This window comes from Aureispira anguillae, from assembly GCF_026000115.1.
Taxonomy (GTDB): domain Bacteria; phylum Bacteroidota; class Bacteroidia; order Chitinophagales; family Saprospiraceae; genus Aureispira; species Aureispira anguillae.
In genome coordinates, this window is sequence record NZ_AP026867.1 from 127,681 (window position 1) to 154,099 (window position 26,419).

General features: G+C 36.1%; 18 protein-coding genes. 9 read left to right on the forward strand and 9 right to left on the reverse strand.

Annotated features, from left to right (window positions below):
• Positions 1-132: 132 nt before the first annotated feature.
• The 3 genes from AsAng_RS00515 to AsAng_RS00525 form a co-directional block, all read right to left on the reverse strand.
• Positions 133-453, reverse strand: a complete 321-nt coding sequence (locus AsAng_RS00515) for a DUF6686 family protein (RefSeq protein ID WP_319993636.1) — start codon at positions 451-453, stop codon at positions 133-135.
• 577 nt (positions 454-1,030) lie between these two features.
• A complete protein-coding gene (locus AsAng_RS00520; protein ID WP_264790811.1) occupies positions 1,031-2,809 on the reverse strand; it encodes an acyl-CoA dehydrogenase in 1,779 nt (592 codons plus the stop codon).
• Between the two features lie 197 nt (positions 2,810-3,006).
• A complete protein-coding gene (locus AsAng_RS00525) occupies positions 3,007-4,608 on the reverse strand; it encodes a tetratricopeptide repeat-containing sensor histidine kinase (protein WP_264790812.1) in 1,602 nt (533 codons plus the stop codon).
• A 1,086-nt stretch (positions 4,609-5,694) separates the two neighbouring features.
• Here AsAng_RS00525 and trxA point away from each other — a divergent pair.
• The gene (trxA, locus tag AsAng_RS00530) at positions 5,695-6,015 is read left to right on the forward strand and encodes a thioredoxin (RefSeq protein WP_264790813.1); all 321 of its coding nucleotides are present in this window, start codon (positions 5,695-5,697) and stop codon (positions 6,013-6,015) included.
• A gap of 236 nt (positions 6,016-6,251) precedes the next feature.
• Complete coding sequence (locus AsAng_RS00535) at positions 6,252-7,703, forward strand: DUF4476 domain-containing protein (RefSeq protein WP_264790814.1); 1,452 nt, start codon at positions 6,252-6,254, stop codon at positions 7,701-7,703.
• Between the two features lie 92 nt (positions 7,704-7,795).
• On the opposite strand, the gene ahcY is transcribed toward AsAng_RS00535, so the two are convergent.
• Both ahcY and AsAng_RS00545 read right to left on the reverse strand, forming a co-directional pair.
• The gene (gene ahcY / locus AsAng_RS00540) at positions 7,796-9,112 is read right to left on the reverse strand and encodes an adenosylhomocysteinase (RefSeq protein WP_264790815.1); all 1,317 of its coding nucleotides are present in this window, start codon (positions 9,110-9,112) and stop codon (positions 7,796-7,798) included.
• Between the two features lie 231 nt (positions 9,113-9,343).
• Positions 9,344-10,333 (reverse strand): cation diffusion facilitator family transporter, encoded by a 990-nt coding sequence (locus AsAng_RS00545; RefSeq protein ID WP_264790816.1) that lies wholly within the window; start codon positions 10,331-10,333, stop codon positions 9,344-9,346.
• 247 nt (positions 10,334-10,580) lie between these two features.
• Here AsAng_RS00545 and AsAng_RS00550 point away from each other — a divergent pair, with 247 nt between their 5' ends.
• Positions 10,581-11,825: an ABC transporter permease gene (locus AsAng_RS00550; RefSeq protein ID WP_264790817.1), complete on the forward strand. Its 1,245-nt coding sequence runs from the start codon at positions 10,581-10,583 to the stop codon at positions 11,823-11,825.
• A gap of 5 nt (positions 11,826-11,830) precedes the next feature.
• Here the strand turns inward: AsAng_RS00550 and AsAng_RS00555 are convergent, their stop codons facing one another.
• The 4 genes from AsAng_RS00555 to AsAng_RS00570 all read right to left on the reverse strand — a co-directional run bounded on the left by AsAng_RS00555 (position 11,831) and on the right by AsAng_RS00570 (position 16,274).
• Entirely contained in the window at positions 11,831-13,459 is a 1,629-nt protein-coding gene (locus AsAng_RS00555; protein WP_264790818.1) for a sulfatase-like hydrolase/transferase, read from the reverse strand.
• A 99-nt stretch (positions 13,460-13,558) separates the two neighbouring features.
• Positions 13,559-14,089, reverse strand: coding sequence for a SelL-related redox protein (locus AsAng_RS00560; RefSeq protein ID WP_264790819.1), 531 nt, complete (start codon positions 14,087-14,089; stop codon positions 13,559-13,561).
• Between the two features lie 744 nt (positions 14,090-14,833).
• A complete protein-coding gene (locus tag AsAng_RS00565; protein WP_264790820.1) occupies positions 14,834-15,391 on the reverse strand; it encodes a hypothetical protein in 558 nt (185 codons plus the stop codon).
• 331 nt (positions 15,392-15,722) lie between these two features.
• Positions 15,723-16,274 (reverse strand): hypothetical protein, encoded by a 552-nt coding sequence (locus AsAng_RS00570; protein ID WP_264790821.1) that lies wholly within the window; start codon positions 16,272-16,274, stop codon positions 15,723-15,725.
• Between the two features lie 594 nt (positions 16,275-16,868).
• Between AsAng_RS00570 and AsAng_RS00575 the strand changes: the two genes are divergently transcribed.
• The 6 genes from AsAng_RS00575 (at position 16,869) to AsAng_RS00600 (ending at position 26,386) form a co-directional block, all read left to right on the forward strand.
• The gene (locus AsAng_RS00575) at positions 16,869-18,245 is read left to right on the forward strand and encodes an NAD-dependent succinate-semialdehyde dehydrogenase (RefSeq protein ID WP_264790822.1); all 1,377 of its coding nucleotides are present in this window, start codon (positions 16,869-16,871) and stop codon (positions 18,243-18,245) included.
• Positions 18,246-18,531: 286 nt separating this feature from the next.
• Entirely contained in the window at positions 18,532-18,972 is a 441-nt protein-coding gene (locus AsAng_RS00580) for an HYC_CC_PP family protein (protein WP_407655312.1), read from the forward strand.
• Between the two features lie 125 nt (positions 18,973-19,097).
• Positions 19,098-22,784, forward strand: coding sequence for an efflux RND transporter permease subunit (locus tag AsAng_RS00585; RefSeq protein ID WP_264790824.1), 3,687 nt, complete (start codon positions 19,098-19,100; stop codon positions 22,782-22,784).
• Positions 22,781-24,016: a TolC family protein gene (locus AsAng_RS00590; protein WP_264790825.1), complete on the forward strand. Its 1,236-nt coding sequence runs from the start codon at positions 22,781-22,783 to the stop codon at positions 24,014-24,016. The genes AsAng_RS00585 and AsAng_RS00590 overlap by 4 nt, the downstream gene beginning before the upstream one ends.
• A 6-nt stretch (positions 24,017-24,022) precedes the next feature.
• On the forward strand, positions 24,023-25,795 hold the full coding sequence (locus AsAng_RS00595; RefSeq protein ID WP_264790826.1) for an efflux RND transporter periplasmic adaptor subunit: 1,773 nt from the start codon (positions 24,023-24,025) through the stop codon (positions 25,793-25,795).
• A gap of 84 nt (positions 25,796-25,879) precedes the next feature.
• Positions 25,880-26,386: an HYC_CC_PP family protein gene (locus AsAng_RS00600; RefSeq protein ID WP_264790827.1), complete on the forward strand. Its 507-nt coding sequence runs from the start codon at positions 25,880-25,882 to the stop codon at positions 26,384-26,386.
• The last annotated feature ends 33 nt before the right edge of the window (positions 26,387-26,419 follow it).

Below are 26,419 nucleotides of genomic sequence, written 5' to 3' on the forward strand. Positions count from 1 at the left end.
AAGAAAGGATAAGAGTACTAAATTAGTCTAATTTTTTGTAAATCAGCCAAGCTAAACAAGCAATATAAGTCGTTTTTTATTTTTAGAGTTTGTCCTTATTCCAAAGGACAGGGATCGTTTCTAAATTATGTTTTAGCCTAAAATGTATTTTAATTCATAATAAGACAATTCTGCTTCTTGCATCAACGAAAGCAATGATCCTACATCATTGGTCGAAAAACAGAAACGCATACCATTTACTTGAGTATCAAAAAGTATCGTTCGCCTGTTTCGATCTTTAGAGCTATTTAGGTTTTCCGCATAGCAGGTAGCTATGTTTTCTTTAAATTGATACAAACCTCTTTCATCAAGCGTCATAACAATATTTTTAAAATACAGATTATAAACCCTGCATTCATTACACCACAAAACGAATCCATCAGAGTTTTTGGCTAGAGAATCATGTTGACACATTGTTATTTGTTTTTATTTAGATTAAATATAAATAAAGATACGCTTTTTATTGGAAAACAAAAAAACAAGTGCTCCTAAATTAGATTTAACAAAAAGAATTAAACTGCGTATGGAAATGTGCAAGCAAGAAGTAACCAAAGGAAATAGCATTATACTTCCTTTGGTTATTGATGACTAAGGTTGGACAATATATCCCAGTTGGGGATTAGCCTCACTATTCAATAGTTTTTGATAAAAGACAAATTGGCAATACCTTATAAAACCTCTCCTTTAAGCAATTGAGGCGTATTGTTTGTTATCAATTTAGTTTGATCTAACTGATCTTTGTTGACGACAAAAGTTGCATTCATCTAAGGAATATTTGAGTTATAAATTGATTGTATAGGAAACGTTTTTGTTCCTCTATAACTATAGGGCTTTCCTATAAAAATGTTTACACAAAATTGTTTTCTGATTATCAAGTATTATCAAATTATAAAATCGGTAAATTTTCAAATTAACGCCAAAAGTGAATAGTTAAAACACTGATTTTGAGCAGTTGTGTTTTTTATAGGAAAACCCTTTATATAACTATTCCTTAATCAAAATGTTCATCTTGGATATTCATGGTAATTTGAGTACTACTTTTGAGTGTAGTTAATAAGCCCCTTGTTTTTGGCAATTCATAGGCAAAGAAATAATCCATAGTATGCAACTTACCCTCATAGAAGTTGTCATCGCCATCACCTAGCTTTTGAGCAGCAACTAATCCCTGTTTTAACCATTGCCAACCAATGACCACCAAGCCAAAAGCTTCTAAGTAAATAGTTGCATCAGAAAGGAAAGCCTCTAATTTACCTTGCATAGCAAGCATACTTAGGTTCATGGTTGTATCTACCAATTTTTCAAGCGTAGTACCTAATAAAGCAGCCTGTTTTTGTAAACGCTCTTCTTGAGAAGCGGCTTGAATAGTAGCGGTAATTTCTGCGACCAGAATGCGCAGCGTAGCTCCTTGGTCTTTGGCAATTTTTCGACCTAAAAGGTCCATACCATGTATGGCAGTTGTTCCTTCATGTATAGGATGGATACGAGCTTCACGATAGAAATGTTCAGGCAAAAACTCTTCTGTAAAACCATAACCTCCCAAGCATTGGATCGCTGCACTAGTACTTAAACAGCCCATTTCGGAAGGGTATGATTTTGCGACAGGAGTTAATAATCCTAGTAAGGCTTCATATTTTTCTTTTTCTTTTCCAACAGTAACTCTAGTTAAATCTGCATATTTAGAACATTCCATCAAGAGCCCCAAGCTACCCTCTACTATTGATCGTTGGAACAACAACATTCTTTTGACATCTGCATGTTCTATGATGAGTGCTTGCTCGGTTGATTGAGTACCAACTTTTCGCCCTTGTGAGCGTTCACGACAGTATTGTAATGCCGAATAATAAGCAGCAGAAGCAATAGAGGCAGCATTAAAACCAACTGCAATACGAGCTTCATTCATCATTTGGAACATACAATTTAAGCCTTTATTGGCTTCCCCTACTAGATAACCTCTACAATCGTCATTTTCTCCAGTGATAATGTGGGCAATCGGAGCGCCTTTGTATCCCATTTTGTGAAAAATACCTCCAGTGGTAACATCGTTAAATACTAAGTTTCCTTCTGAATTGAGACGCATACGAGGAACTACAAAAAGAGAAATGCCTTTTGAACCTTTAGGGGCTCCTTTTATTCTGGCTAACATAAGGTGTACAATATTGTCAACCGCATCATGATCGCCACAAGAAATAAATATTTTTTGCCCTTTAATTAGATAATATCCTTCTGTTGTTGGTTCTGCGGAAGTGCTTATATCGCCTAGAGAACTGCCCGCTTCGGGCTCTGTTAATGCCATGGTGCCCTGCCATTGCCCTGTATATAATTTGTCTAAATATTGTTCTTTTTGCTGAGAAGTACCAAAGCTTCGAATTAAGTTAGCAGCCCCTGCCGATAAAAAGGGAAAAACCGAAGCAGAATAATTGGCAGCACCCATTATAAATAAAGTAGCATTAAAGATCATATAGGGCATTTGTTGCCCTCCTTCATCATAAGAAAGTGGCGCATTGATCCAACCTCCTTCCCCAAATTCTTGCATCAATGCTTTCATTGCGGGATGTACTTTTATTCGTCCATTTTCAAATTTGGGCGCTATGCGATCCATTTCAACCAAGATGGGACGTAGCTTGTGGGTTGACAATTCTGTGCAAGCATCCAAAACCATATTATAGGTCTCTTGGTTATGATCGGCAAAAAAAGAGTATTGAGAAAGTGTAGCTACTTGGAACACATCGTGCAAAAGAAATTGCAAATTTTTTTTACTGTAGAATTTCATTGTTGGGTGAGTTGTGAAGATGGAAAAAGGATGAGTTATATATTTTCTCAATATAAAAAAATCCTTCTAATTGTGGGAATCGCAACAGAACCAAAATTAAATAGAGCACACAACGTTTTCGTTCTTATTTTACCTGAATGGCTCATCCAGTACTCGTGCACTAAATAAAAGTGCGGAATAAATTGCATGACAATGGATTAAGACTTAAGATGGGCGTTTTCTGCAATTTCTTGAAATTCAACACTGTAATGACATCCTGGTTTGTTTTTGTCCAGTTGAATATTTCCTAAAAGTTGGCGAGATAGTTTTTTCATGAGTTTGATACCAAGACTTTTGCTTTTTTCAAAATTAATTTCTCTAGGACAACCAGCCCCATTGTCCCCTATGGTAAGCGTAAATTTTGGTGCGGTTTGGGCTTTTATATGAAGATAAATGGCTCCCTCAGTTTTGTTTTTGAATCCATGGATTAATGCATTAGTAACGATTTCGTTGATGAGCAAACCTAGGGGAATGGCAGTGTCTAAGCCTAGATTCAAGGTAGGGACTTGCAAGTCCAGTTGAATGTTTTTACTGGTGTTATTGGTGGTTAGGATAAGAGAGTGAATTAATTCTCTCAGATAAGTTTCTAGGTTGATTTTTGAAAGATCGTCAGATTGGTACAACATTTCATGAACCATTGCCATTGCATTGATTCGATATTGACTTTTTTGAACAAATTGTTGTGCATTATCTTCCTTATTTTGATTGGCTTGCAAGTGCAATAAACTAGTAATGACTTGCAAGTTATTTTTGACCCGATGATGGATCTCTTTCAGCAAGGCTTTCCGTTCTTGACTCTGACTTTCAATTTTTTGTAAGTGTTGTTTTAAAAGGGTGTTTTTTCGATTTCTTATTTTTAATATGTAAATGCCAAACATTAATAAAAATAATAATATAAAAATAGACGCCACAAGAATTGTTATTTTAAATTGATTATTAGTTTGTTGAATGAGGGCATTTCTTTTGAGGTTTTCATTCTCTTTTTGGGTTAATTCAGTGTGGTATTTTATTTCTAAATCATGAATGATTTGTTGCTGTTTTTTATTGTATAATATACGTCTTAGCTCTTGCATGGAATCCAAAAACTCAAAGGCCTTTTTATATTGTTTTTTATCTTTGTAGTAGTTAAATAGAGCGGTATGCGAGAGAAGTCTATAGGTGTCAATCTCGCAAGAATCACTCAATTCTAAGGCTTTTTCTAGCATATTAAGGGCTTGTTGTTCTTTGCCTTGCTTGCCATAGGTTCGAGCTATTTTTATATAAGAAAGCGGTAACTCACAAGGTTGATTGTGGGCTAAATATTCATGGATTGCAGCTTTGTAGTATTTTAATGCAGCAGGGTATTTTTTAGCTTTGAATTGATTAAATCCAATAATAAGATGATTGATCGCATGTCCTCCATCTCTAAGGCTAGAATCAGGGCTTATTGCTAGGGACAAAAGAGCATATTGTTTGGCTTTATCGTGTTCTTTGAGATTAAAATAACACTCTCCCATGTTTCCATAAAGCATGGATTCAAGCAAGATTGGTTGCTCAATACTATCGAGATATTTTTTACTTCTGGTTAGCATTTCAAGTGCTTGGGCTGGACTACCCGACGATTTGGTAATATCAGCTAACAAAAAATGACCATAGAACAATTCGGTATGAGAAAGGTGCTCCTTTTTTAGGTGTTCTAGGACTAAGTTTTGGGCTAACCTAAATTCATGCGAGTAAGAAAGTGTTTTTACTTTGCTTACTAGAGAATCAATATTAGGCATAGAGGGGGTGCTAGATACTTGAAAGAAATATCCTAGAATAAAAAAAAGAACCAATAGAAACCTTTGTATTAACATACTTAAAACAAACTTGTTTTATCATTAAATGATAGATTCTATTTGGCTTTTTAAAGGAGGTGAAAAGGTCTAAAAATAAAAACTTAATAAATAATTTTAATATCCAATTTTATATAATTAAAAATGTAAAATGTTTTCAATATGATTAAATCTATCTCAAAATAAGGAGCTATCACCTAAATAATAGCAGGAGATTTTGATCTGAATTAGTACTGTTTCTTCATTAATAATATTGAAGGGAATTTGAATGAAAAATAAAACTGGAATGTAGTTAAGGTTGAATTGTAAGTTGCTTTTAATCAACTAGATTATTGGATAATATAAAAAAAGAATTAGTTAATAATGCTTGATGAGGGCATAAAGGGTCGTGAAAATAGATTGATAGATGAATGGATACATTTATTTAGTATCGTGGTAATGTTAGGACGAAAAATTGAGTATGTTAAAAATACTTATTGACATACTTAAAAGTAAGCTTACACAAGGTATAAACTTGAATAGAGTCGTTTTTGTTACTACATTATCCTATTATTTATAATAAATAGTTTTATTAAGTTAAAACATCTAGACTTTTTTCTTTGTAAAATAAAAATGCAAAATATGTACCAACAAATTGTTAATAGAGCTGTAATATAGTTAAATTAAGCAAGCATACTTGGCTTGATAGAAGGAGCTGAATCGATTCTTCTAAATTTAGTGCTTAATTATTTAGAAGCAATTTTAGTTATAGGGGTAGGGCAATCCAATATAAGAGGTTATTCGTTGCCTAAATGGGATGATATGAAAAGAAGAAAGGAGCTTTTATTTTTATAATAAATTCGCTGTAACAACAGAAGGCTGTCAAGAAGCTATCAATAAAAAATGAGATTTTCCTTTGGTAGATTGCAACATTATATTTACATTCGTTGTTATGAAGATTGATTAATATATTTGACTATCGGTAGTCTGTTTTCTTGGAATGATTACTCTTCCCAAACACATGCTACTTAAACAATAAAAAAACTTTTTAAAATGGCACTCGAATTTACAGATAACAACTTTGAAGAGAAAGTATTAAACTCAGGGCAAGTAACAGTAGTTGATTTTTGGGCACAATGGTGTGGTCCATGTAGAGCTATTGCTCCAATTATTGAAGAATTAGCTGACGAGTATGCTGGAACAGCATTGGTTGGAAAAGTAGATGTTGATGCAAATCAAGAATTAGCAATGCAATATAGCATTCGCTCAATTCCTACTATTCTAATTTTGAAAGATGGAGCAGTTGTAGAAAAGCATGTAGGAGCAATTACTAAACCTGCTTTACAATCGAAAATTGACAAGCATCTAGCATAAACCTTTTATGTTAGTATAAGATACATAAGCAAGCGATGAAAACTTAGTTTTCATCGCTTTTTTAGTATATAAGAGAGCAAGAAGGGTTTGGAACATTTTTGGTAGAATAAGAATACTTTACAAGAGGGAATACCCTCAACTTATAGGATGGATAAAGAATCAACAATTGTTATTGTTTGGGCAAACAATCAAAAGAATAACAGGCTACTATAAATTATAACCACAAATTTAATCTTATGAAAGCGATCAGTACTTTTTTATGCATATTGGCAACTAGTGCCATTATTTACGCTCAGGATGCTACTCCTCTAACCGAATCCAAATTTGATGTGCTTCGCAAAGAAATTGTGGGGCAATCGTTTGATAGTAAACGATTGGTTAAAGCTAAAGAACTCTCTGATAATAATTTTTTATACGTTCGTCAAATTCAGGCGATCATGGAAGGCTTTTCGCTGGAAAGTTCTCGTTTGGACTACGCCAAATATGCGTATTCAACGGTATTGGATGCAGAAAATTACAATACCTTAATTGCTATGTTTAAATTAGGAACTTCTAAAGATGCTTTAAAGACTTATCTTGCTCAACGGAAGGCTCCTGTTGTTCCCAAAGAAGAAAAAAAAGCTGTCCTTACGGAAAAAGAGGAGGGTGGCTCAGAGAAAGTAACAGCAACACCACAAAAAACAAAACCTACAGGTCCTACTCCTATGACGGATCAAGAATTTGCTACTGCTAAGCGCCAAATCGGAGAAGAGTCTTTTGAAAGTTCAAAATTGCGTCGGGCTAAGCAGACTAGTGATGCTAATTATTTGCTTTGTCATCAAATAAAAGAAATAATGGAGGTATTGAGTTTTGAGAGTTCTCGCTTAGAATATGCTCAGTATGCTTATTCCAAAACGTATGATCAAGTTAATTATGCAACGGTGAAAGAAAGTTTAAAACTTTCTAAAAGTAAGGAAGAACTAACTGCCTTTTTGAAAAAGCAACCTATCGTAGATTATGCCGCTGCTAAGGAAGAAGAAGCATTGGCTATTGAGGAGCCTATAACAGAAGAAAAAGAAGCAGCACAATTGCCTCCTGCTTTCTCAAAAGGGGATTTTATTAATGCTAAAAATGAAATTGCTAGCCAATCTTCGGATGCCAAAAAATTAGAAAAAGCAAAGGAAATTACGAATAAAACTTATTTGTTGAGTGAACAGGTAAAAACGATTACAGCGTTGTTTTTATTTGAGGATAATCGGTTGGATTATGCCAAATATGCTTATGCTAAAACTTCTGATCCAGAGCATTTTGATCTAGTAAGAGCCGTTTTAGAAAAAGAGAGCCATAAAGTTTTAGATGATTATATCAAGAATGTAAATGAAGCCAACCAAGTTACTACTTTAGCAACTGGACCAAGTGAATTGTCTTCAGAAGATTTTGAAGCACTAAAAAAACGAATTACAGGTTCGGCATTAGAGAGCCACAAACTAGAAAAAGCAAAAAAAATTGTGGATCGTTCTAGCTTAAGTGCTATGCAAGTAAAACAAATTAATGACCTATTTGAGTTAGAGGAAACTCGCCTAGAATTTGCCAAATACGCTTACACAAAGACGCTAGATAAAGAGGCTTACGGACTAGTCAGAGAAGCTTTAGGTAAGAGTACGAATAAATATGCTTTGGATCGTTTTATTAAAGAATTAGGAAATTAAATTATACAGTAGACAATTTCAATAATTGTAAAAAAAAACGACAACTTTCATTTAGAAAGTTGTCGTTTTGTAGTTTAGATAAAAACCTTATCCTAGTAACGGTAATGTTCTGGTTTGAAAGGACCTTTTACATCAACGCCAATATAATCAGCTTGATCTTGAGACAATGTTTCTAGTTGTACATCGATTTTTGCCAAGTGCAAACGAGCAACTTCTTCGTCCAAGTGTTTAGGCAACATGTAAACTTTATTTTCGTATTTGTCATTGTCTCTATTTTCCCAAATCTCTAATTGAGCTAGTGTTTGGTTAGTAAATGAGTTAGACATTACAAAAGATGGGTGACCAGTAGCACAACCCAAGTTTACCAAACGACCTTCTGCCAAAACAATCACATCGTTTCCTTCAATATTATAAAGATCAACTTGTGGTTTGATTTCAACTTTAGTAGAACCATAGTTTTCGTTCAACCAAGCCATGTCGATTTCATTATCAAAGTGACCAATGTTACAAACGATCGTTTTGTCATTCATCAACTTGAAGTATTCTGGAGTAATAATATCTTTGTTACCAGTAGCCGTAACAACGATGTTCGCTCTAGGAATAGCATTAGCCATTGTTTTTACTTCAAAACCGTCCATTGCAGCTTGCAACGCACAAATTGGATCAATTTCAGTAATGATAACACGAGCACCAGCACCACGCAAAGAAGCAGCAGAACCTTTTCCTACATCACCATATCCAGCAACAACAGCAACTTTACCAGCCATCATTGTATCAGTAGCACGACGGATAGAATCTACTAAAGATTCTTTACAGCCATATTTGTTGTCAAATTTAGATTTTGTAACAGAGTCATTTACATTGATAGCAGGCATTGTCAATGTACCATTTTTCATTCTGTCGTATAGTCTGTGAACACCAGTAGTAGTTTCTTCAGAAAGACCATAAACGCCTTTAGCTACTTCAGGATAGCGATCCAATACCATATTGGTCAAATCACCACCGTCATCCAAAATCATATTTAATGGCTCTCCATTTTTGAAGGTGAATAGAGTTTGCTCAATACACCAGTCAAATTCTTCTTCGTTCATGCCTTTCCATGCAAAAACAGGAACACCAGCCTCAGCAATAGCAGCAGCAGCGTGATCTTGAGTAGAAAAGATGTTACAAGAAGACCAAGTTACATCAGCACCTAACTCTACTAGCGTTTCAATCAAAACAGCTGTTTGAATAGTCATGTGCAAACAACCAGCAATACGAGCACCTGCTAATGGCTTAGCAGAACCATATTTTTCACGTAGAGCCATTAATCCTGGCATTTCAGCTTCTGCCAATTCGATTTCTTTGCGTCCCCAAGCAGCTAGGGAAATATCTTTAACTTTATACTGCACTTTATTAGTAGTTTCCATGAAAAAATCAGATAAATTTTATTTAAAAATAACTCCTTTGGGAGTTTTGTCAATAGTAAATCTGTCTGTAAAGGATGGATTTACTTTGAAAACTAGTGCAAAGGTATGAAATACAATTGCCATTTACTAATTAAGAATTGTGAAATTTATCTTAAGAAAATTAACCTACTTATTTAATGAAATAAATTGAAGTAATAGATGGACTAGAATTGATGCTAACCATTTGGGAAATTACTGTTGTGTTTCCATAAAATGTTTTTGGTTGAGCATGATGTTTTCGACGGTCCATTCTACTGTTTGTTGCTGCTCAAACTGACGAACAGCGCAATCTTGTTTGTTGCAAATGGTGCAAGATTCTGGAATACATGGATCAACATGTACAAAAAATTCAATTGGTTTTTCTGTATTGGCAGCCAATAAATCTTCTAGACGATCAACTTCGTCATGTGCTTGACGAGTATCAAAATACCAAGGGATGGTAATGTGGCAGTCAACATGGAGTGCGGTTCCATATTTGATGACTCGCAGGTTGTGTACATCGATACATTCAGGATGGCGGTTTTGGTTGAGGATAACAACAATTTCTTTCACCAATGGATAATCTACTTCATCCATAATTCCAGCCATAGAAGATTTGATAACACTGATTCCTGCTCGGATGATAATAAAACCAAAAACAATAGCAACAATGGAATCCAACCAGAGCCAATTGGTGATTAAAATTACGCCCAAGCCTATAATCATACCTAAGGTAGAATAACCATCTGATTTGAGATGTTCACCACTTGCTACCAAGACCATAGAAGCAGCTAATTTACCTTGTTTTTCGACATAAACACCCAGTAGATAATTAATGAGTCCAGCTACGGCTGTTATCCAGATTCCTGTATCGACATCGTGAACAGGAACGGGGTATTGTAAATTGTAGAGCGATTTGATAACAATTAATAGACCTGCAATTAGGATTAATACCCCTTCAACGGCAGCAGAAACAAATTCAATTTTACCATGCCCGTAAGGATGGTTTTCATCCTTAGGAAGTGCGGCAACATATAAGCTAAACAGACCAAATGCACCCGCTACCACATTAACAATACTTTCTAAGGCATCCGTTAAGATGGTATTAGAATGGGTCAAAAAATAGGCGATGAATTTAATTCCCAATAAAATAATCCCTACAATGAGTGTAACCCGCTGTGTTGCTATCAATCTATCATTCATATCAATTAGAAATTAAAAAATGCTCGAAACATTATTTAGGGCACAAAATAACAAAATTGATTCTAATTGACCTTTGATTGGGTTCATTGATTGATAGGGATCGTATATTTAAACCCTAGTTTAAAATAAAATTTCGTTAAGCTATCAAAATTAACTAAAAAAAAGGGCTATAAATTGTACTTTTGCCTTCCGATTGTAATAGAGGTAGTTTGTTATTGTGCAAGCTCAACATAACTTAATAAAATAAATGTTCGATTTAGATAAGTGGCAAGAAATCATTCTCTCTTTGAGTAAACACAAATTGCGTACGGGCTTAACCGCCTTTGGCGTATTTTGGGGTATTTTTATGTTGGTATTGTTACTGGGGGCAGGGAATGGTCTACAGAATGGGGCAGAGTATGAGTTTCGAGATGACGCAACCAATAGTTTGTGGATTTATCCTAGGCGAACATCTATTGCACACAGAGGGTTGGCGAGCAGTCGAAATATAAAATTTGATAATTCAGATTACGATTTGCTAAAAGATCAAGTCGAAGGAACAGAGTTTATAACGGGACGTTTCTATTTACCATCAGAATTGGAAAAAATGGTCTATGAAAATAAACGTTATAATTTTAGGGTACGTAGTGTACATCCAGACCACAAAGTTTTGGAAAATACCATTATAGACGAAGGCCGCTATCTCAATGCATTTGACCTGGATAATTACCGAAAGGTTGCCGTTATTGGAAAATTGGTGGTAGAAGAGGTCTTTCCCAATGCAAACCCCATTGGCAAGTACATCGAGATTGGAGGAATCAGTTTTCAAATTGTTGGTATTTTTAGTGACACAGGGGGAGAGGATGAAATGAGGATGATTTATATTCCAATTACTACTGCACAGCGTTGTTTTTCGACTCGTCCTGCTATCAATCAAATTATGTTAACAACAGGAGACGCTAGTTTGAAAGAAGTCTTAGCAATTGAGCAAGATGTAATTAACAAACTTGCTGAAAAACACAATTTTGATCCGAAAGACAAACAAGCCATTCGCATTCGAAACCGAGTAGAGCATTTTCAATCTATTATGAATCTTTTTGGAATGATTAGCTTATTTATTTGGGTGGTTGGTGTTGGATCTATTGTAGCTGGTGTTATTGGTGTTAGTAATATTATGTTAATTGTTGTCAAAGATAGAACCAAAGAAATTGGTATTCGTAAGGCTTTGGGAGCAACACCAAGCTCTGTGATCAGCATGATTTTGCAAGAAGCCGTTTTGATTACTAGCGTAGCAGGGTATTTAGGAATGGCCTTAGGAATTGGGCTCATTCATTTGATTCGAGTTACCATGAATACTTACCAAATTGATGGAGGCTTTTTTAAAGATCCCAAGGTTGATGTTGGAATGGTCTTGATGGCGACTATTATTGTGGTCATTGCGGGGGCAATTGCAGGTTTGATCCCAGCACTCAAAGCCGCCAAAATTAGCCCTGTAGAGGCGATGCGAGATTAATAGCCCTACAAAGGAAAATAATAAACAGCTTTTCCTGCATGGATTTCATAATCCATTACTCTGGGCCAGTTGGGATTTATCAATTGCGTTTCCCAGTTTTTTAAATCCAACTGCAATTCTTTAATGATTTTGGGATTGCTCTGGGCTAGATTATATTGCTCTGCTTGATCGGTATCAAGGTTGTACAATACTGTCTGTTGTGCTAAATCATCCTGTATTAATTTCCATTTTCCTTTTCGGATGGCTTTGTGATATTCTGAACGCCAATAGAGTGCTTCATGTGGCTTTTGGTGCTGATAAGTAGAATCCAATAAATAAGGCATCAAATTAACACCATCAAATTTTCGATCATTAGGCAGTTGTACGTTTGCCAAGGCAGTCGCAGTTGCAAAAATATCCAACGCACTGATCGGATTTTTATAGACTTTTCCCTTGGGCAATTTACCTTTCCATTGCATCATAAAAGGGACTCGGATTCCTCCCTCAAAATTGGTGAATTTTCCACCTTTTAAAGGGCTATTGTCTGCGGCACCCGTATAGGTTGCACCACCATTATCACTCAAAAAAACAACCAATGTATTTTCCTCCAAGTTTAGTTGTTTTAGTTGGTTCATGATGGAGCCTACAGCATCATCTAGGGCATGAATCATGGCGTAATAAATACGCTTTTCGGGAGAGGAGATATGTGCATATTGGTCATAATATTCTTTTGTTGCCTGAAAAGGAGTGTGAGGAGCCGAAAAAGGGACATAGACAAAAAAGGGAGCATCTTTATGCGCTGCAATCCAAGTGTTGGTTTCCTCGGCAATACGAGTCGTTAAATAGGTATCTTCTTCAATGATTTGATCATTTTTTCGAATGGCACAATTCCCTTTTCGTCCTTTTCCCCAAATGTGAGGGTCTGAAAAATCGGATAGTTTCTGATTGATAATTCCCTTTTTATCGATGGGAGCATATAAACTAAATGCTTCATAAAAGCCATAATGGTAGTCAAAACCCCGATTGATTGGAATGGCTGTATGGTTGTATCCCATGTGCCATTTTCCAATGGCAGCTGTCTGGTAGCCTTTGGTTTTTAGCAGTTCCGATAAGGTAAATTCAGTAGGGGGGAGTCCTTGTTGTTGCATCGCTTCAAAACTAGGAATTGCCCAATCGTCATGCTGGGCAACTTTCCAATCGCCTGTATTTAGTAAATTAGCATAGACAAAATACTCTATTCTATTTTTTGGATACCGTTCGTGGATATTAATCTCAAAACCAAAGCGCTGTTGATAACGCCCCGTAATAAGACCAGCACGGGAAGGAGCACAGATGGGCGAGGAGATATAGCCTTCTTGAAAAGTGACACCATTAGCGCCAATAGCGTCTATGTTTTGGGTAATAACATTTTTCCCGCCATAGCGAGAAACATCCATTAGCCCCAAGTCATCTGCTAAAATAACAACAATATTGGGTAATGGGGTAGTGTCTTGATGGCTTTGTTTTTGACCGAGGAACGTTTTGCGGTAATCTATTTTTTTTTGATTAAAAACAATATTGTATTTAGGATTTCCCAAAGGCCAGAACCCAAAAACTAATAAAGGAATAAGAAAACTAAAAAATAATCCAAGACGCTTTTTGCTTTTTGGTTTCATGGTGTAGGTACTGTTAATGGAAGGGGGCAAACGATTCAAATAAATAGAGGAACTCTATTAGGAGACATTGTCAACAAAGATAGGTTTGAGGAGTAGCTTTTAGTGATGAGTATCTGTACAAATAGAACTAACAATTTTTAGATAATCAGGTTTATCAGCAGCAGATTTATGGACAAAACTACTGATGATTTTGCCGTCTTTTATAACAAAAATGCCTGGCATTTGCTTCATATTGCCTAGTGGTTGTCTAGTTTCAGACCCATAGTTAAGCCCCATAGCACGCCACCAAATTTTTAGACCATACAATTCCCTAAAACTCCCTTTTTGTAAACCAAAATATTCATATAAGCTCATATCAGGATCGGAAATATGCTCTTCTTGTTCTAGCCCATAATCTTTTAAATACTGATCTCCATAACATTCTTCGGCCATGTGGATAAATACGAGTTTGATATTTCTTTGATCCAATTGCCCTTTGATTTTTGTGAAATCATCCAATGCCTCTCGGCAAAAGGTACAACCAAAGTGACGTAAAAAGATAAGCATAACACAATGTTGCTTTGTTATGCTCTTAAGATCATTGCCTTTGTTCGTGAAAACAGCTTCTAATATTTCAGTATCTAAATTCATATCTTCAATCCCATTTTATACATTAGTTCAGTAAAAACCTTACTCGGTTAATTTGTAGGTGTTTAGCGAATGGAAGGGGTTTGTAAATGTCTATAAATTAAGCTAATAAAATGGTGCTTTTTTATGTTCTTTACTAAAAAACTAAACAACTATCTCATGAGCATAGCGAACTAATCAGCGGAGTATTAATTTATAAAGACAAGGTACTTAAAAAAAATAAAAACCGAAAGACCATTAAGTTAATTTTAACGATGTTGATGGATTACTTAACGGGCTGCTATTTTGTAGTTATGTAAGAATCGTATGGATTAGCTATCCTGTTGTTATATCATAACTAGATAATAATGATTAGCAATAGAAAAACGTTCCAACGATAACAATATTGAATCAAGAAAAGGTAAAGCTAATGATTAGAGCCAATTATTAATATTTTGTATTTACAAAACAAAAAATATGGCACTTGATCTAATCTGTAATTCTATTTTATGGAATGAAGTTTAAAAAATGGAAATAATGAAGAAAGAAATTATCATTATGGCTTCATAACTATACGAATGAAAGGTCTAGAAGTAGGGACAAAAAGAACAAGCCATATCCTATCATCAAACAAATAATAGGAGATGGCTTGTTATGGAAGAATAGATTGGGGCAGCTTTTTATTCATTACCTAGTGGAACTCCCTCATCGTTAACAAACAATGAGAACAAGAACGAATGAAAGGAGCAAATCGAATACAAAAGAAAATTATTTCTCTCGATTAGCAGTTCCTTCTTCTTTTAGTGCTGGTAATTCTTTTATATGAACCATTAGAACATGATCAACCATAGAAATTTCACGAGCCGTCTCTACAGGGTTATCAAGCTGTGTTTTAGCTTCTATTACAATTCCCTCATTGGAATCATCAATTACAAATTGCTGGATAATTTCTAAATCATAAGAATCCATTAGACCATTCAGCCTGTCATCCCCTGTTATTTCAAATCTACCTGTGCTAAATATGTGTGCCCAAGGTGCATTGGCTTCATATAAAACAACTAAGTTAACTTTTTTGTCTTTTATATTGGCAATATCTTTTAAGGATAAAGCAGACTTGCCTTTAGAAATAGAGGCTAAGTTCCTGTAGTAATAGGCTTTTGCTGCCACCTTTTTTTTTATAGCACGTGTTTTGGTTTTTGGTGAGTCTAGTTTAGGACTAATAGAGGATATTTTTTTGTCTTCTTTTTGTTCGTTGGTACAGTTAGTTAGGTTAAATAGTAAAAATAAAATAGAACTGAGTGTGATAAGTTTGACTATAGATTTCATTAATATGTTGATTTATAACACTTTGTGAAAGTATTGATTTCAAAAGATATTATAAGTTTTATAGGGGTAACATCAATAAGAAAATAGTATAATTATGAAGTGATCAATGCCTTTTGCGAAAGAATAAAGAAAGGGGCATCCCGAATTTTAGAATGATCCATATTTGCACAACAATTAATTGTATGGAGTGCATTGGGCGATAAATTGCCTAGGGATTTTTAAAATTCGGAATGACCCATGTAATTTTTTCTTGAACTTTTATTACATAGTTGAATACTTTGTGATTTTTTATGTTTTTCTATGTTTTTCTATAAAAAATCACGAACTAATGCTAGTTTATATCGGCAGTAGTATTTTCGTTTTCCTCTTGAGGCACTTCTTTTACATGAACCATTAAAACGTGATCAATTAAAGACAATTCTCGTGCCGTTTCTACTGCATTCTCTAATGCCACATTAGGTTCCAATACCAAACCTTCATTATCTTCATCAATAGCAAATTGTTTTACGATTTCTAATTCATAGGATTCCATTAGGCCATTAAGGTTATCGTCTCCAGTTTTGTCATATTTTCCAGAGTTGAATGTTTCGGCCCAAGGTGCATCCGCTTCATACAAAACAACAAGGTTTACTTTTTTGCCTTCTAGTGAAGCTAAATCTTTAAGTTCTACTTTTGCGTGACCGTGTTCAAAAGATGCTAAGCTTTTATAATAATATGCTTTTGCCGAAACTTTATTAACCATTCCACGAGTATTCAATTCGGTAGATTCTACATCCGTTGTATTAGCATCAGCAGTTTCTGTTTTGTCACTAGAACAAGACACAATCATGATTGATAAGATTACTAAGGAACTAAACGATAGGAGATTTTTCAGGACTTTCATATGTAGTAATTGATTTTTATGAGTTATCTACTTTCTTTTTTAAAATAAGCATACAATCTATGCTTGTTAATGTTTCTCTAAATAAAAGTGTTACCTACAAACTTTTGATTTCTTATAAATGAATTTTTGACATAGAATGCAATTAAATAAGTACTATTATTGGGTTAATGCACAAAAAAGATTCCATTTTATGAAAAATGGTTTTTTTGTTTGAAAATCAAAAAATGAACTAAGTATTAATTATCATTGCAAAACTAAAATTGAAGTTGCTTAATTAAGGCGGTTAATTTAGCAGTTACTAAAATTAAATCATAGGCATTAAGATCATTTTTAATTACTTCATTGTTAGAGTGGGTAGGACAAAGGTAGTGATTATACTCTATTGATGGAGATAAATTTTAATTTTTATCCTACGATTTACTTAGAAGTTGTTTAATGGCTGGTAATCAGTGGAACTAAAGCTTATTTTTTACAACTTCAATATATATTCAAAAATAAAACAAAATACTTGTGAATTTTGTTTTAACATCAAAATATTGATTCGGACACTTGTATTATTCAAAGGTTCATCTTTTTTAAAGGACATGCTCTAATATGAATGCTATAAATACTGTTTTTTGCTCCATTAACCCTATGACTAACCTTATTATAGAAGAACACAACTTAGATAATAGGGAGTTGGTAAGGTGCAAGATCGAACAAGCCCAATCTGCTTTCCAATTATGGAAACAATATTCATACGAAAAGCGGGCTAACTTTTTTGTTGAAGCTGCAAAAATCCTGCGGGAACAGGCTGCTGTTTATGGAAAGCAGATTACGTTAGAAATGGGGAAACCAATCCATCAGGCGATTGCAGAGGTAGAAAAATGTGCGTGGGTATGTGAGTATTATGCTACTCATACCGAAGGCTTTTTGAAGGATCAAGTAATTCCAACAGAATACGGGAAGAGTTATATTAGTTACCAACCCTTGGGTACTGTACTTCAGATTATGCCTTGGAATTTTCCCTTTTGGCAGGTGTTTCGTTTTGCGGCTCCTGCTTTGATGGCTGGGAATGTTACCTTGCTCAAACATGCTCCTAACGTCTTGGGATCAACAAATTTTATTCAAGAAGTATTTGACAAAGCTGGTTTTCCAAAAGGGGTATTCCAGCATCTGACAATTGATGTCGATCTTATCGAAAAAGTTATAGAAGCTCCCTCTGTTCAGGGAATTGCCTTGACGGGTAGCGTAGGAGCAGGGGCTGCTGTAGGAACTTTAGCAGGCAAAAATATCAAAAATTGTGTTTTGGAATTGGGAGGATCGGATGCCTTTATCGTGCTGAAAGATGCAGACCTAGAAAAAGCAGCAACTGTAGGAGTACAGTCTAGAATGCATAACTCTGGACAAACTTGTATCTCTGCCAAACGCTTTATTGTCGAAGAATGTGTTGCAGAAGAATTTAAGGCATTAGTAAAAGAAAAAATAAATAATTTGGTTGTTGGTGATCCTATGGACAGCAACACCAATATTAGCGTTATGGCAAGAAGGGACTTGGCTGAAAACTTACAACGTCAAGTAGACCAATCTATTGAAATGGGAGCTGTTGTAGAGGTCGCTGGAGGTCACCAAAAGGGGAGTAACTATTTTTACCCTATGTTATTAAGTAATATTCAGAAGGGAATGCCTGCTTATGAGGAAGAATTATTTGGACCTGTTGGAGCTATTTTTACGGTTAAAAACGCAGTGGAAGCAATTGAATTAGCAAACGATTCTATTTTTGGTTTGGCTGCAACGGTCTGGTCAGAAGATGAAGCTCTTGCTTTGTCTGTTGCTCAAGAACTAGAGGTAGGTGCCGTAGCTATTAACAAATTAATGAGTTCTGACCCTAGAATTCCTTTTGGTGGAATCAAAAAATCTGGCATCGGACGTGAATTAGGACGGGAAGGGGTGCTAAGTTTTGTTAATCTCAAAGCATTGGTTGTTGGCTAATGAATGCTGCTTATTGTTAGAACTATGTTAAGTATTGCTAATTAATTTTTACAGTACTATTTTTGTTTTTACCTTTAACACTAATACGTTGTGAGTTTTCCTTCTCTACCCGATGATTTTTGTAAAAATTAAAATTGGGGCAGCTTCTATCTATTTTTAGATCGCTTTGCTCTTAGATAGAGCTAGAAAAAGCCCATTCTGTTAAATTTTAAAAACCGTCGGGTAGAGTAGAGTTTTCCAAACTCACAACGTATTTAACTCATTAAGATCAAATGCGCTATTAAGAATGTTGTTGCGATTTTTACATATCACAAATATAGTACTGCTGCTGTTGTCTTCAACAGGGCTGTTGATGCATCAACATTATTGTCAAGATAAGCTCAAATCTTTATCGTTGTATGCTAGTTTTCTAGAAGACTGTTGCAATAAAGAAGAACAGCAATTGCGTACTTTTTGTGATAAAGATCAACCACAGATAGATAAAAAATCATGTTGTGACAATCAAACAATCTTAAGTGTTGATGATACTGCACAGCAATCCATTGATGTGGAAAATTGGGCTAGTTTTTCTTTTGTGGCACTTCCTACAGCATTACCTATTGTTGGTTCCTTGCCTCCAATGCTTGTTTATCCAACAATTGATAAAAAAATATTGCGCTATTATTCTTACAAAGCGCCTCCTAATTCTTACCCACTACACGTACTTTTTTCCACTTTTCTTTGTTAGAATTTTAGATTTTGAATATGTATAATTCAAACATCTATGGCATGGTATGTTCTATCGTGACCACTGGATGATTCATTGATGAGATTGACTTTCTCTATGGTCAATCGTCAAAATCTAAAATATCTATGTTAGATAAAATAATTCGGTTCTTTCTAGAAAATAGATTGATCACCTTACTATTATTGGGGCTTATCATTGCTTGGGGAATAGTAACGATGCCCTTTGACATCAATAAAGGATTTTTGCCGAATGATCCTGTTTCTGTTGATGCGATTCCAGATATTGGAGAGAACCAGCAAATTGTATTTACAACTTGGATGGGGCGCTCTCCTCAAGATATCGAGGATCAGATTACTTACCCTCTAACAACGGCTTTGTTAGGAATACCAGGAGTGCGAACGATACGAAGCAATTCCATGTTTGGTTTTTCTAGCATTTATATCATTTTTGAAGAAGATGTAGCGTTTTACTGGAGCCGCTCTCGAATATTAGAAAAATTAAATTCATTACCTAGCGATTTATTGCCCAATGGTGTCCAACCTAGCTTGGGACCAGATGCCACAGCACTGGGGCAGATTTATTGGTATACCTTGGAGGGAAGAGGTAAAGAGGGAAAAGCAACAGGTGGTTGGGACCCGCAGGAGTTACGTTCTATTCAAGATTTTTATGTCAAATACGGCTTGTCGGCAGCAAGTGGTGTTGCAGAGGTAGCATCTATTGGAGGGTATGTAAAAGAATATCAAGTAGATGTTGATCCGCAAAAACTATTGGCTTATGAGGTTAGTTTACAACAAGTTGTTCAAGCGGTCAAAAGCAGCAATATTGATATTGGCGCTCAAACACTTGAAATTAATCGAGCAGAATATTTTGTTCGGGGCTTGGGCTATGTCAAAAGCATTCAAGATATAGAACAATCTGTTATTAAAGTGCATGATAATAAGCCTGTTCGTGTCAAAGATATTGGTAGGGTAGCCCTAGGTCCTGCTGTTCGTAGAGGAGTCTTAGATAAGAATGGTGGAGAAGCAGTTGGTGGAGTGGTCGTTGCTCGTTATGGAGCCAATCCTTTAGAAGTTATTAATAATGTAAAAGCACGAATCCAAGAATTAGAGAATGGACTGCCTTCCAAAACTTTGGCAGATGGAACAGTTTCTAAAGTGCACATTGTTCCCTTTTATGATCGTAGCCATTTGATTAAAGAGACCATTGGAACCCTCCAAGAAGCCCTCACGTTGGAAATTCTAATTACCATTATCGTTATTATCATCCTATTGTTGAATCTCAGGGCATCGATTTTAGTGTCTAGTGTTTTGCCCATTGCTGTTTTGATGTGTTTTATTGTAATGAGGTATCTAGGTGTTGATGCTAATGTTGTTGCTTTGTCTGGAATTGCAATAGCCATTGGAACCATGGTAGATATGGGGATTGTACTGGCTGAAAATATAGTGGAAAATATCGAAAAGGCAGCCCCCAATGAAAATAAGATCGAAACCATTTTTAGGGCAACCAAAGAAGTCGCCTCTGCTATTATTACAGCGGTTGCAACGACGATTATTAGCTTTTTGCCAATATTCACGATGATTGCAGCAGAAGGAAAACTTTTTCGCCCTTTAGCGATGACCAAAACAATTGCTCTTTTAGCTTCTATTATTCTAACTATAACAGTTTTGCCAACCTTTGCTTACTGGTTTTTAGGCAAAAAGGGAAACGATCAGAAAAAGCGTTGGCAGGCAGTGTTTAACATCAGTTTATTGGCTCTTGGACTACTTGCTTTTAGTTATCATAAGCTTATGATAGCGGGAATAGCCATAGCGGTTGGAGGAATAGAATCTATCTTCTTTTTTAGAGAATACTTAAAACCCCAGTGGCGAGAAAGGTTGGTTTATGGCAAAAACTTTATTTACGCAGGGATATTGACCTACTTTTTAGCAATAGAGTGGATGCCTTTGGGCGTTGCGCACTCTGAAATCAGTAATTTCCTACTGGTAGCTGTTTTGATTAGCTTGATTTTGGGGCTTTTTCAGTTTGTGATCTATACTTACCCAAAGGTTTTGATGTATTGTTTAGAACACAAGTTGTTATTTATGCTACTACCTTTGGTGGTTATAATATTGGGCGGTCGAGCTTACCAGCAAACGCAATCGGAATTTATGCCAAGCCTAGATGAAGGAGCATTTTTGCTGATGCCAACCACAATGCCACATGCAGGGATGGAGGAGAATCAGGAAGTTATTAAAATACTAGATATGGCAGTGGCTGCTATTCCTGAAGTAGATAATGTAGTGGGGAAGGCAGGGCGAGTAGCTTCTGCTTTAGATCCTGCTCCTATGTCTATGTTTGAGAATGTTATCAACTACAAATCTGAATATAAAACAGATGAAGAAGGGCATCGGCTGCGTTTTAAAGTGAATACCCAAGGAGATTTTGTGCGGGATAAGAATGGGCAATTAATTCCAGATGCTCAGGGGCAATATTTTCGGCAATGGAGGGCACACATTCAATCACCAGACGATATTTGGGCTGAAATAACCAGAGTTGCCCAACTTCCTGGGTTAACTCCTGCGCCAAAATTGCAGCCGATAGAAACTCGGTTGGTAATGCTGCAAACAGGGATGCGGGCTCCTATTGGAATAAAAATAAAAGGGCCAGATTTGGCAACTATTCAGCAGTTTGGGTTGGAATTAGAACACCATCTTAAAGCGGTAGAAGGGGTTAAAGCAGAAGCAGTTTTTGCCGATAGAATTGTTGGTAAACCTTACTTAGAAATAAATTTTGATCGAACGAAAATGGCTCGTTATGGTTTAAAAATTAGTGAGGTACAGCAGTATGTTCAGGTGGCAATTGGTGGTATTCCGTTAACGCAAACCGTAGAAGGGAGAGAGCGATATGCTATACGAGTGCGTTACCCTAGAGATTTTAGAAAAGATCCCAATGTGATACAAGAATTGTTGATTCCTGTATTGGGAGGTGGGCAGGTACCGTTGGCAGATATTGCAACGCTTCATTATCAACAAGGTCCTCAGGCAATCAAAAGTGAAGATGGCTTCTTAACGGGGTATGTTTTATTAGATAAGAAAAAAGGTTATTCTGAAACAGCGGTCGTAGAACAAGCACAAGCCTATCTTAATGATAAAATCGAGAAAGGGCTCATTGAAGTTCCCACAGGGATTAGTTATCGATTTGCAGGGAATTATGAAAATCAAGTGCGAGCAAATCAACGTTTAGCGATTGTTATACCACTTGCCTTGTTGTGCATCTTTTTGATTTTGTATCTGCAATTCAATTCTGTTGCACTTTCACTAATGGTTTTTATGGGGGTTATAATTGCCTTTTCAGGTGGTTTTATGCTCATTGGATTCTATCAAGAAGATTGGTTTTTGAACCTAGAGATAGGGGGGATTAATTGGAGAACCCTATTCCAAATTAATCCCATTAATTTGAGCGTTGCTGTTTGGGTCGGTTTTTTAGCGTTGTTTGGTATTGCGACTGACGATGGGGTATTGGTAGGAACTTATTTGCAGCAATCTTTTAAAAATCACCAACCAAAATCGGTAGAGGAAATTCGATCCGCAGTGCTAGAAGCAGGGAGTAAGCGAGTCCGACCAGCTATGATGACCACGGCAACGACTATTTTAGCACTCTTGCCTGTCTTAACGTCTAGTGGGCGTGGTGCCGACATTATGATTCCTATGGCAATTCCTTCTTTTGGAGGTATGTTGATCCAGATGATAACCATGTTTACCGTTCCCGTTTTGTATTGCACATGGGCTGAAATAAAACTCTTTTGGAACAATTATAAAACGAACAAACAATGAGAGGAATAATAATAACAATGTTGCTGTTGCAGGCTTGGTCTATCGTTGCACAAAACTTTGAACCTTATTATCAAGCAGCAGCAGCTAATCACCCCCAGTTAAAAGCAGTGTTTAATCAATATTATGCTATAAAAGAGCAGGTAACACAAGTAAAATTGCCACCACCTTCGGCGGCGTTGGGCCTGTTTATTTTGCCTGTAGAAACACGATTAGGCGCTCAACGTTTTAAAGTAGGTGTTTCGCAAATGTTTCCAGCTTTTGGTGCCCTAAAAGCTCAAAAGTCCTTGATTCACCAGAAAGCTAGAGTTGCTTTACAAGAAGCCGAAATTATTCGAAATGAATTGTATTTTTCGCTTCGCAATATCTGGTATCAAACTGCTGAAGTACAAGCAATGATAGCCGTTGAAAAAGAAAGCATTAAATTGTTAGAAACAATGGAACGATTGGCCTTACAAAAGATAGAAGTAGGCAAAGCAAGTTTAGCGGAGGTTTATCGACTTAAACTTAAAATAAATGAAAGAAAGGGGAACCTAGATTTGCTAAACAATAAGTTGCCTGCTCTGCGACTTGCTTTTAATCTATTAATTAAAGAGGATGCTTTAGAGATGCCTAGCATGGGCGATACCATTGCATTAAGAACCCTGACTTATCCCAAGGATTCTTTGGTAAAATGGATACAGCAGCAGAATCCTAAATTAGAATCGTTAGACTTAAAACAGGAGCTTGCCCTCAAAAAAATGAATTGGCAAAAGACCAAAAATCGCCCAACTTATGGCTTGGGCTTAGATTATGTCTTTTTGACAAAACGAACGGATTTGGATCCTCCTCAAAATGGGCAAGGAGTTTTGATGCCAATGTTTAGAATAAGTGTCCCCATTTATAAAGATCAAAATCAAGCTCGACTCAAAGAGGTGGCTTTTGAACTCCTAGCATTAGAAGATCAAAAAGAGCAAACGAGTGATGTTTTAACCTTAGAATTAGAACGGGCATTGGCGGCTTATCAAGCTGCTAAAATTCAAGTAAAATTATATCAAGAACAAATTAATTTTTCGCAAAAAACAGTACGGTTATTATTAACCAATTATAGTGTTGATAACAAGGGATTTGAGGACTTATTGAATGTAGAGGATTTGTTATTGAAGTATCAAAAAATGTTGCTTCGGGCATCTATTGCCCAAAATACGGCTTTGATACAGATCGAAAAGCTATTTGCTCAACCATTATTCAACTAAAAAATTATGAACGATACAATAATAAAGCAATTAAAATCAGTAGGAAAGAGTGGTCTCTATCTATTATTAGGACTTCTAATTGGCTGGTTTGTTTTTTCAGGAAGCAATACAATCGAAAATAAACCGCTAAGTCAAAACACGGAAGAAATTTGGACTTGTTCTATGCATCCTCAAATTAGGCAGCATGAACCTGGGGCTTGCCCAATTTGTGGAATGGATTTAATTCCATTAACTGCTGGAGATAATGAAGATCCCATTCAATTGGTCATGACCCCAGAAGCGGTGAAACTAGCCGAGGTCGAAACGATGATTGTAGGAGCGAATAGCGCCGCCATTGAAGGCAAGGAAAAAGAGCTTTTTTTGACAGGAAAGGTAAAAATGGATCAAACCTTAGAGCGTGCACAAACAGCTCATATAGCAGGACGCATTGAGCAGTTGATGGTTCGTTACGATGGTGAAATGGTTCGCAAGAATCAAAAAATAGCAGTCATCTATTCTCCAGAACTAGTTAGTGCCCAAAAAGAGTTATTAGAGGCGCTAAAAACGAAAAAGGATTATCCTGAATTATACCAAGCTGCTCGTCAAAAAATCCGACAATGGAAATTGCCAGAATCCACGATTGATGCCATTGAGAAAAAGGGGCTGATACAAGAACAGGTGACGATTTTTGCAGAACGTTCGGGACGGGTAATGAAGCGTTATGTAGCAGAGGGAGATTATGTCAAAAAAGGGAGTCCTTTATTTGATATTATGGATTTGAATCGAGTCTGGGTTTTATTTGATGTGTATGAAAAAGATTTGGAGTGGGTAAAAGTAGGAACGACAGTTGAGTTTAATTTGGAGGCTATGCCACAGAAAACATATCGGTCTAGAATCAAGTTTATAGATCCTATTCTAAATCCTAAAACAAGAACAGTTGCGGCAAGGGTTGAGTTGTCTAATACCAATGGTTTGCTGAAACCAGATATGTTTGCCAAAGGGCTTATTCGCATTGCTATCTTAGAAGAAAAGACAAAAAAAGAACCGCTTATTATTCCAAAAACAGCAGTTTTGTGGACTGGTGAACGCTCTGTTGCTTATTTAAAGGTTCCCGATTTGGAAGTTCCTACCTTTGAGTTTAGAGAGTTGGTTTTAGGGGCGGATTTGGGAACTTCATTTGTGATAAAAGAGGGCATAGCAATCGGGGATGAGGTCGTGGTTAATGGAGCATTTAGACTGGATGCTGCTGCTCAGTTGAGCAATAAAAAAAGTATGATGAATCGTTGGGTAAGCATCAAAAAGGATGGGGAAAAAATGGCGGAAGAATTACCCAATTATAGTGCTGAAACAGAAGTGCTATTTCAACAACAGTTGGCGGACTTGGTAGAGCAGTATTTAAAACTCAAAGATGGTTTAATTGCTACGGATTTTGAAGCGGCTCAACAAGCGAACCTTTTAATGAAAGAACGCTTAGTGGCAATGGATTGGACTTTGCTAAAGGCTGATGCACTTAAATTTGGAAGGAAAAATTTTAAAAAAATGAACTCCATTATTGAGCAATTGGAGCAGGCAAAAAATATTGAAATACAGCGAGCCGTCTTTTCGGATTTTTCCAAACGATTAATTAAGCTGGTTAAGGTCTATGGATTGCCTGAGGGGACATTGTTTGTGCAGCATTGCCCAATGGCATTGGATGACAAAGGAGGAGATTGGTTGAGCAGGGAAGAACAGGTTAAAAACCCTTATTTTGGTGATAAAATGCTAAAATGTGGCTTGGTTAATGACAGTTTAGTCTTTTAGAATCGAAAAATTACCTTATCTTTATTGATGAGGGACAGTGAAAATTACTTATATTTATTGGTGAATACAAGCAATAGTTTTTGAATGTTCTTGAAATGTCTACATATTATTAACATCTGGACCATCCTACTTTCTACAGTGGGAGTGGCCTCTTATCGGCATTATTGTCAAGAAGAACTAAAGGCGGTTTCTTTTTTTGCAGACTTGATTGTTCCTTGCTGTAAACCTCAAAAAGTTAAAAAGAGAACCATCAAATCTTGCTGTGCTGCTCGAAAATCTTGTAGGCTTAAAAATTCACACCACTTAACAACAAATCTAGAAAAAGGTACCTCTACACCAAGTTTTCAAAAGCGCAATTGTTGTTTGGATAAATCGGATTTTGCACAAGCTGATGTAGAAACCAATCTAAAAACTGGAAGTGGAGAAATTGCTACCTTGTTGGCTATCATACCTTTTGATTACATTCAAAGGATTCCTGTTACAACAGATTATGAATTAAAAAATAAGCAGGAACCAGCTTATGCTTGGTTGTGTTTTTATCCACCTCCCAATACCCCCTTATATATTCAACATCAATCGTTTTTGTGTTAGAATGCGCTAGGATCAGCTGCTGACCTGATAACC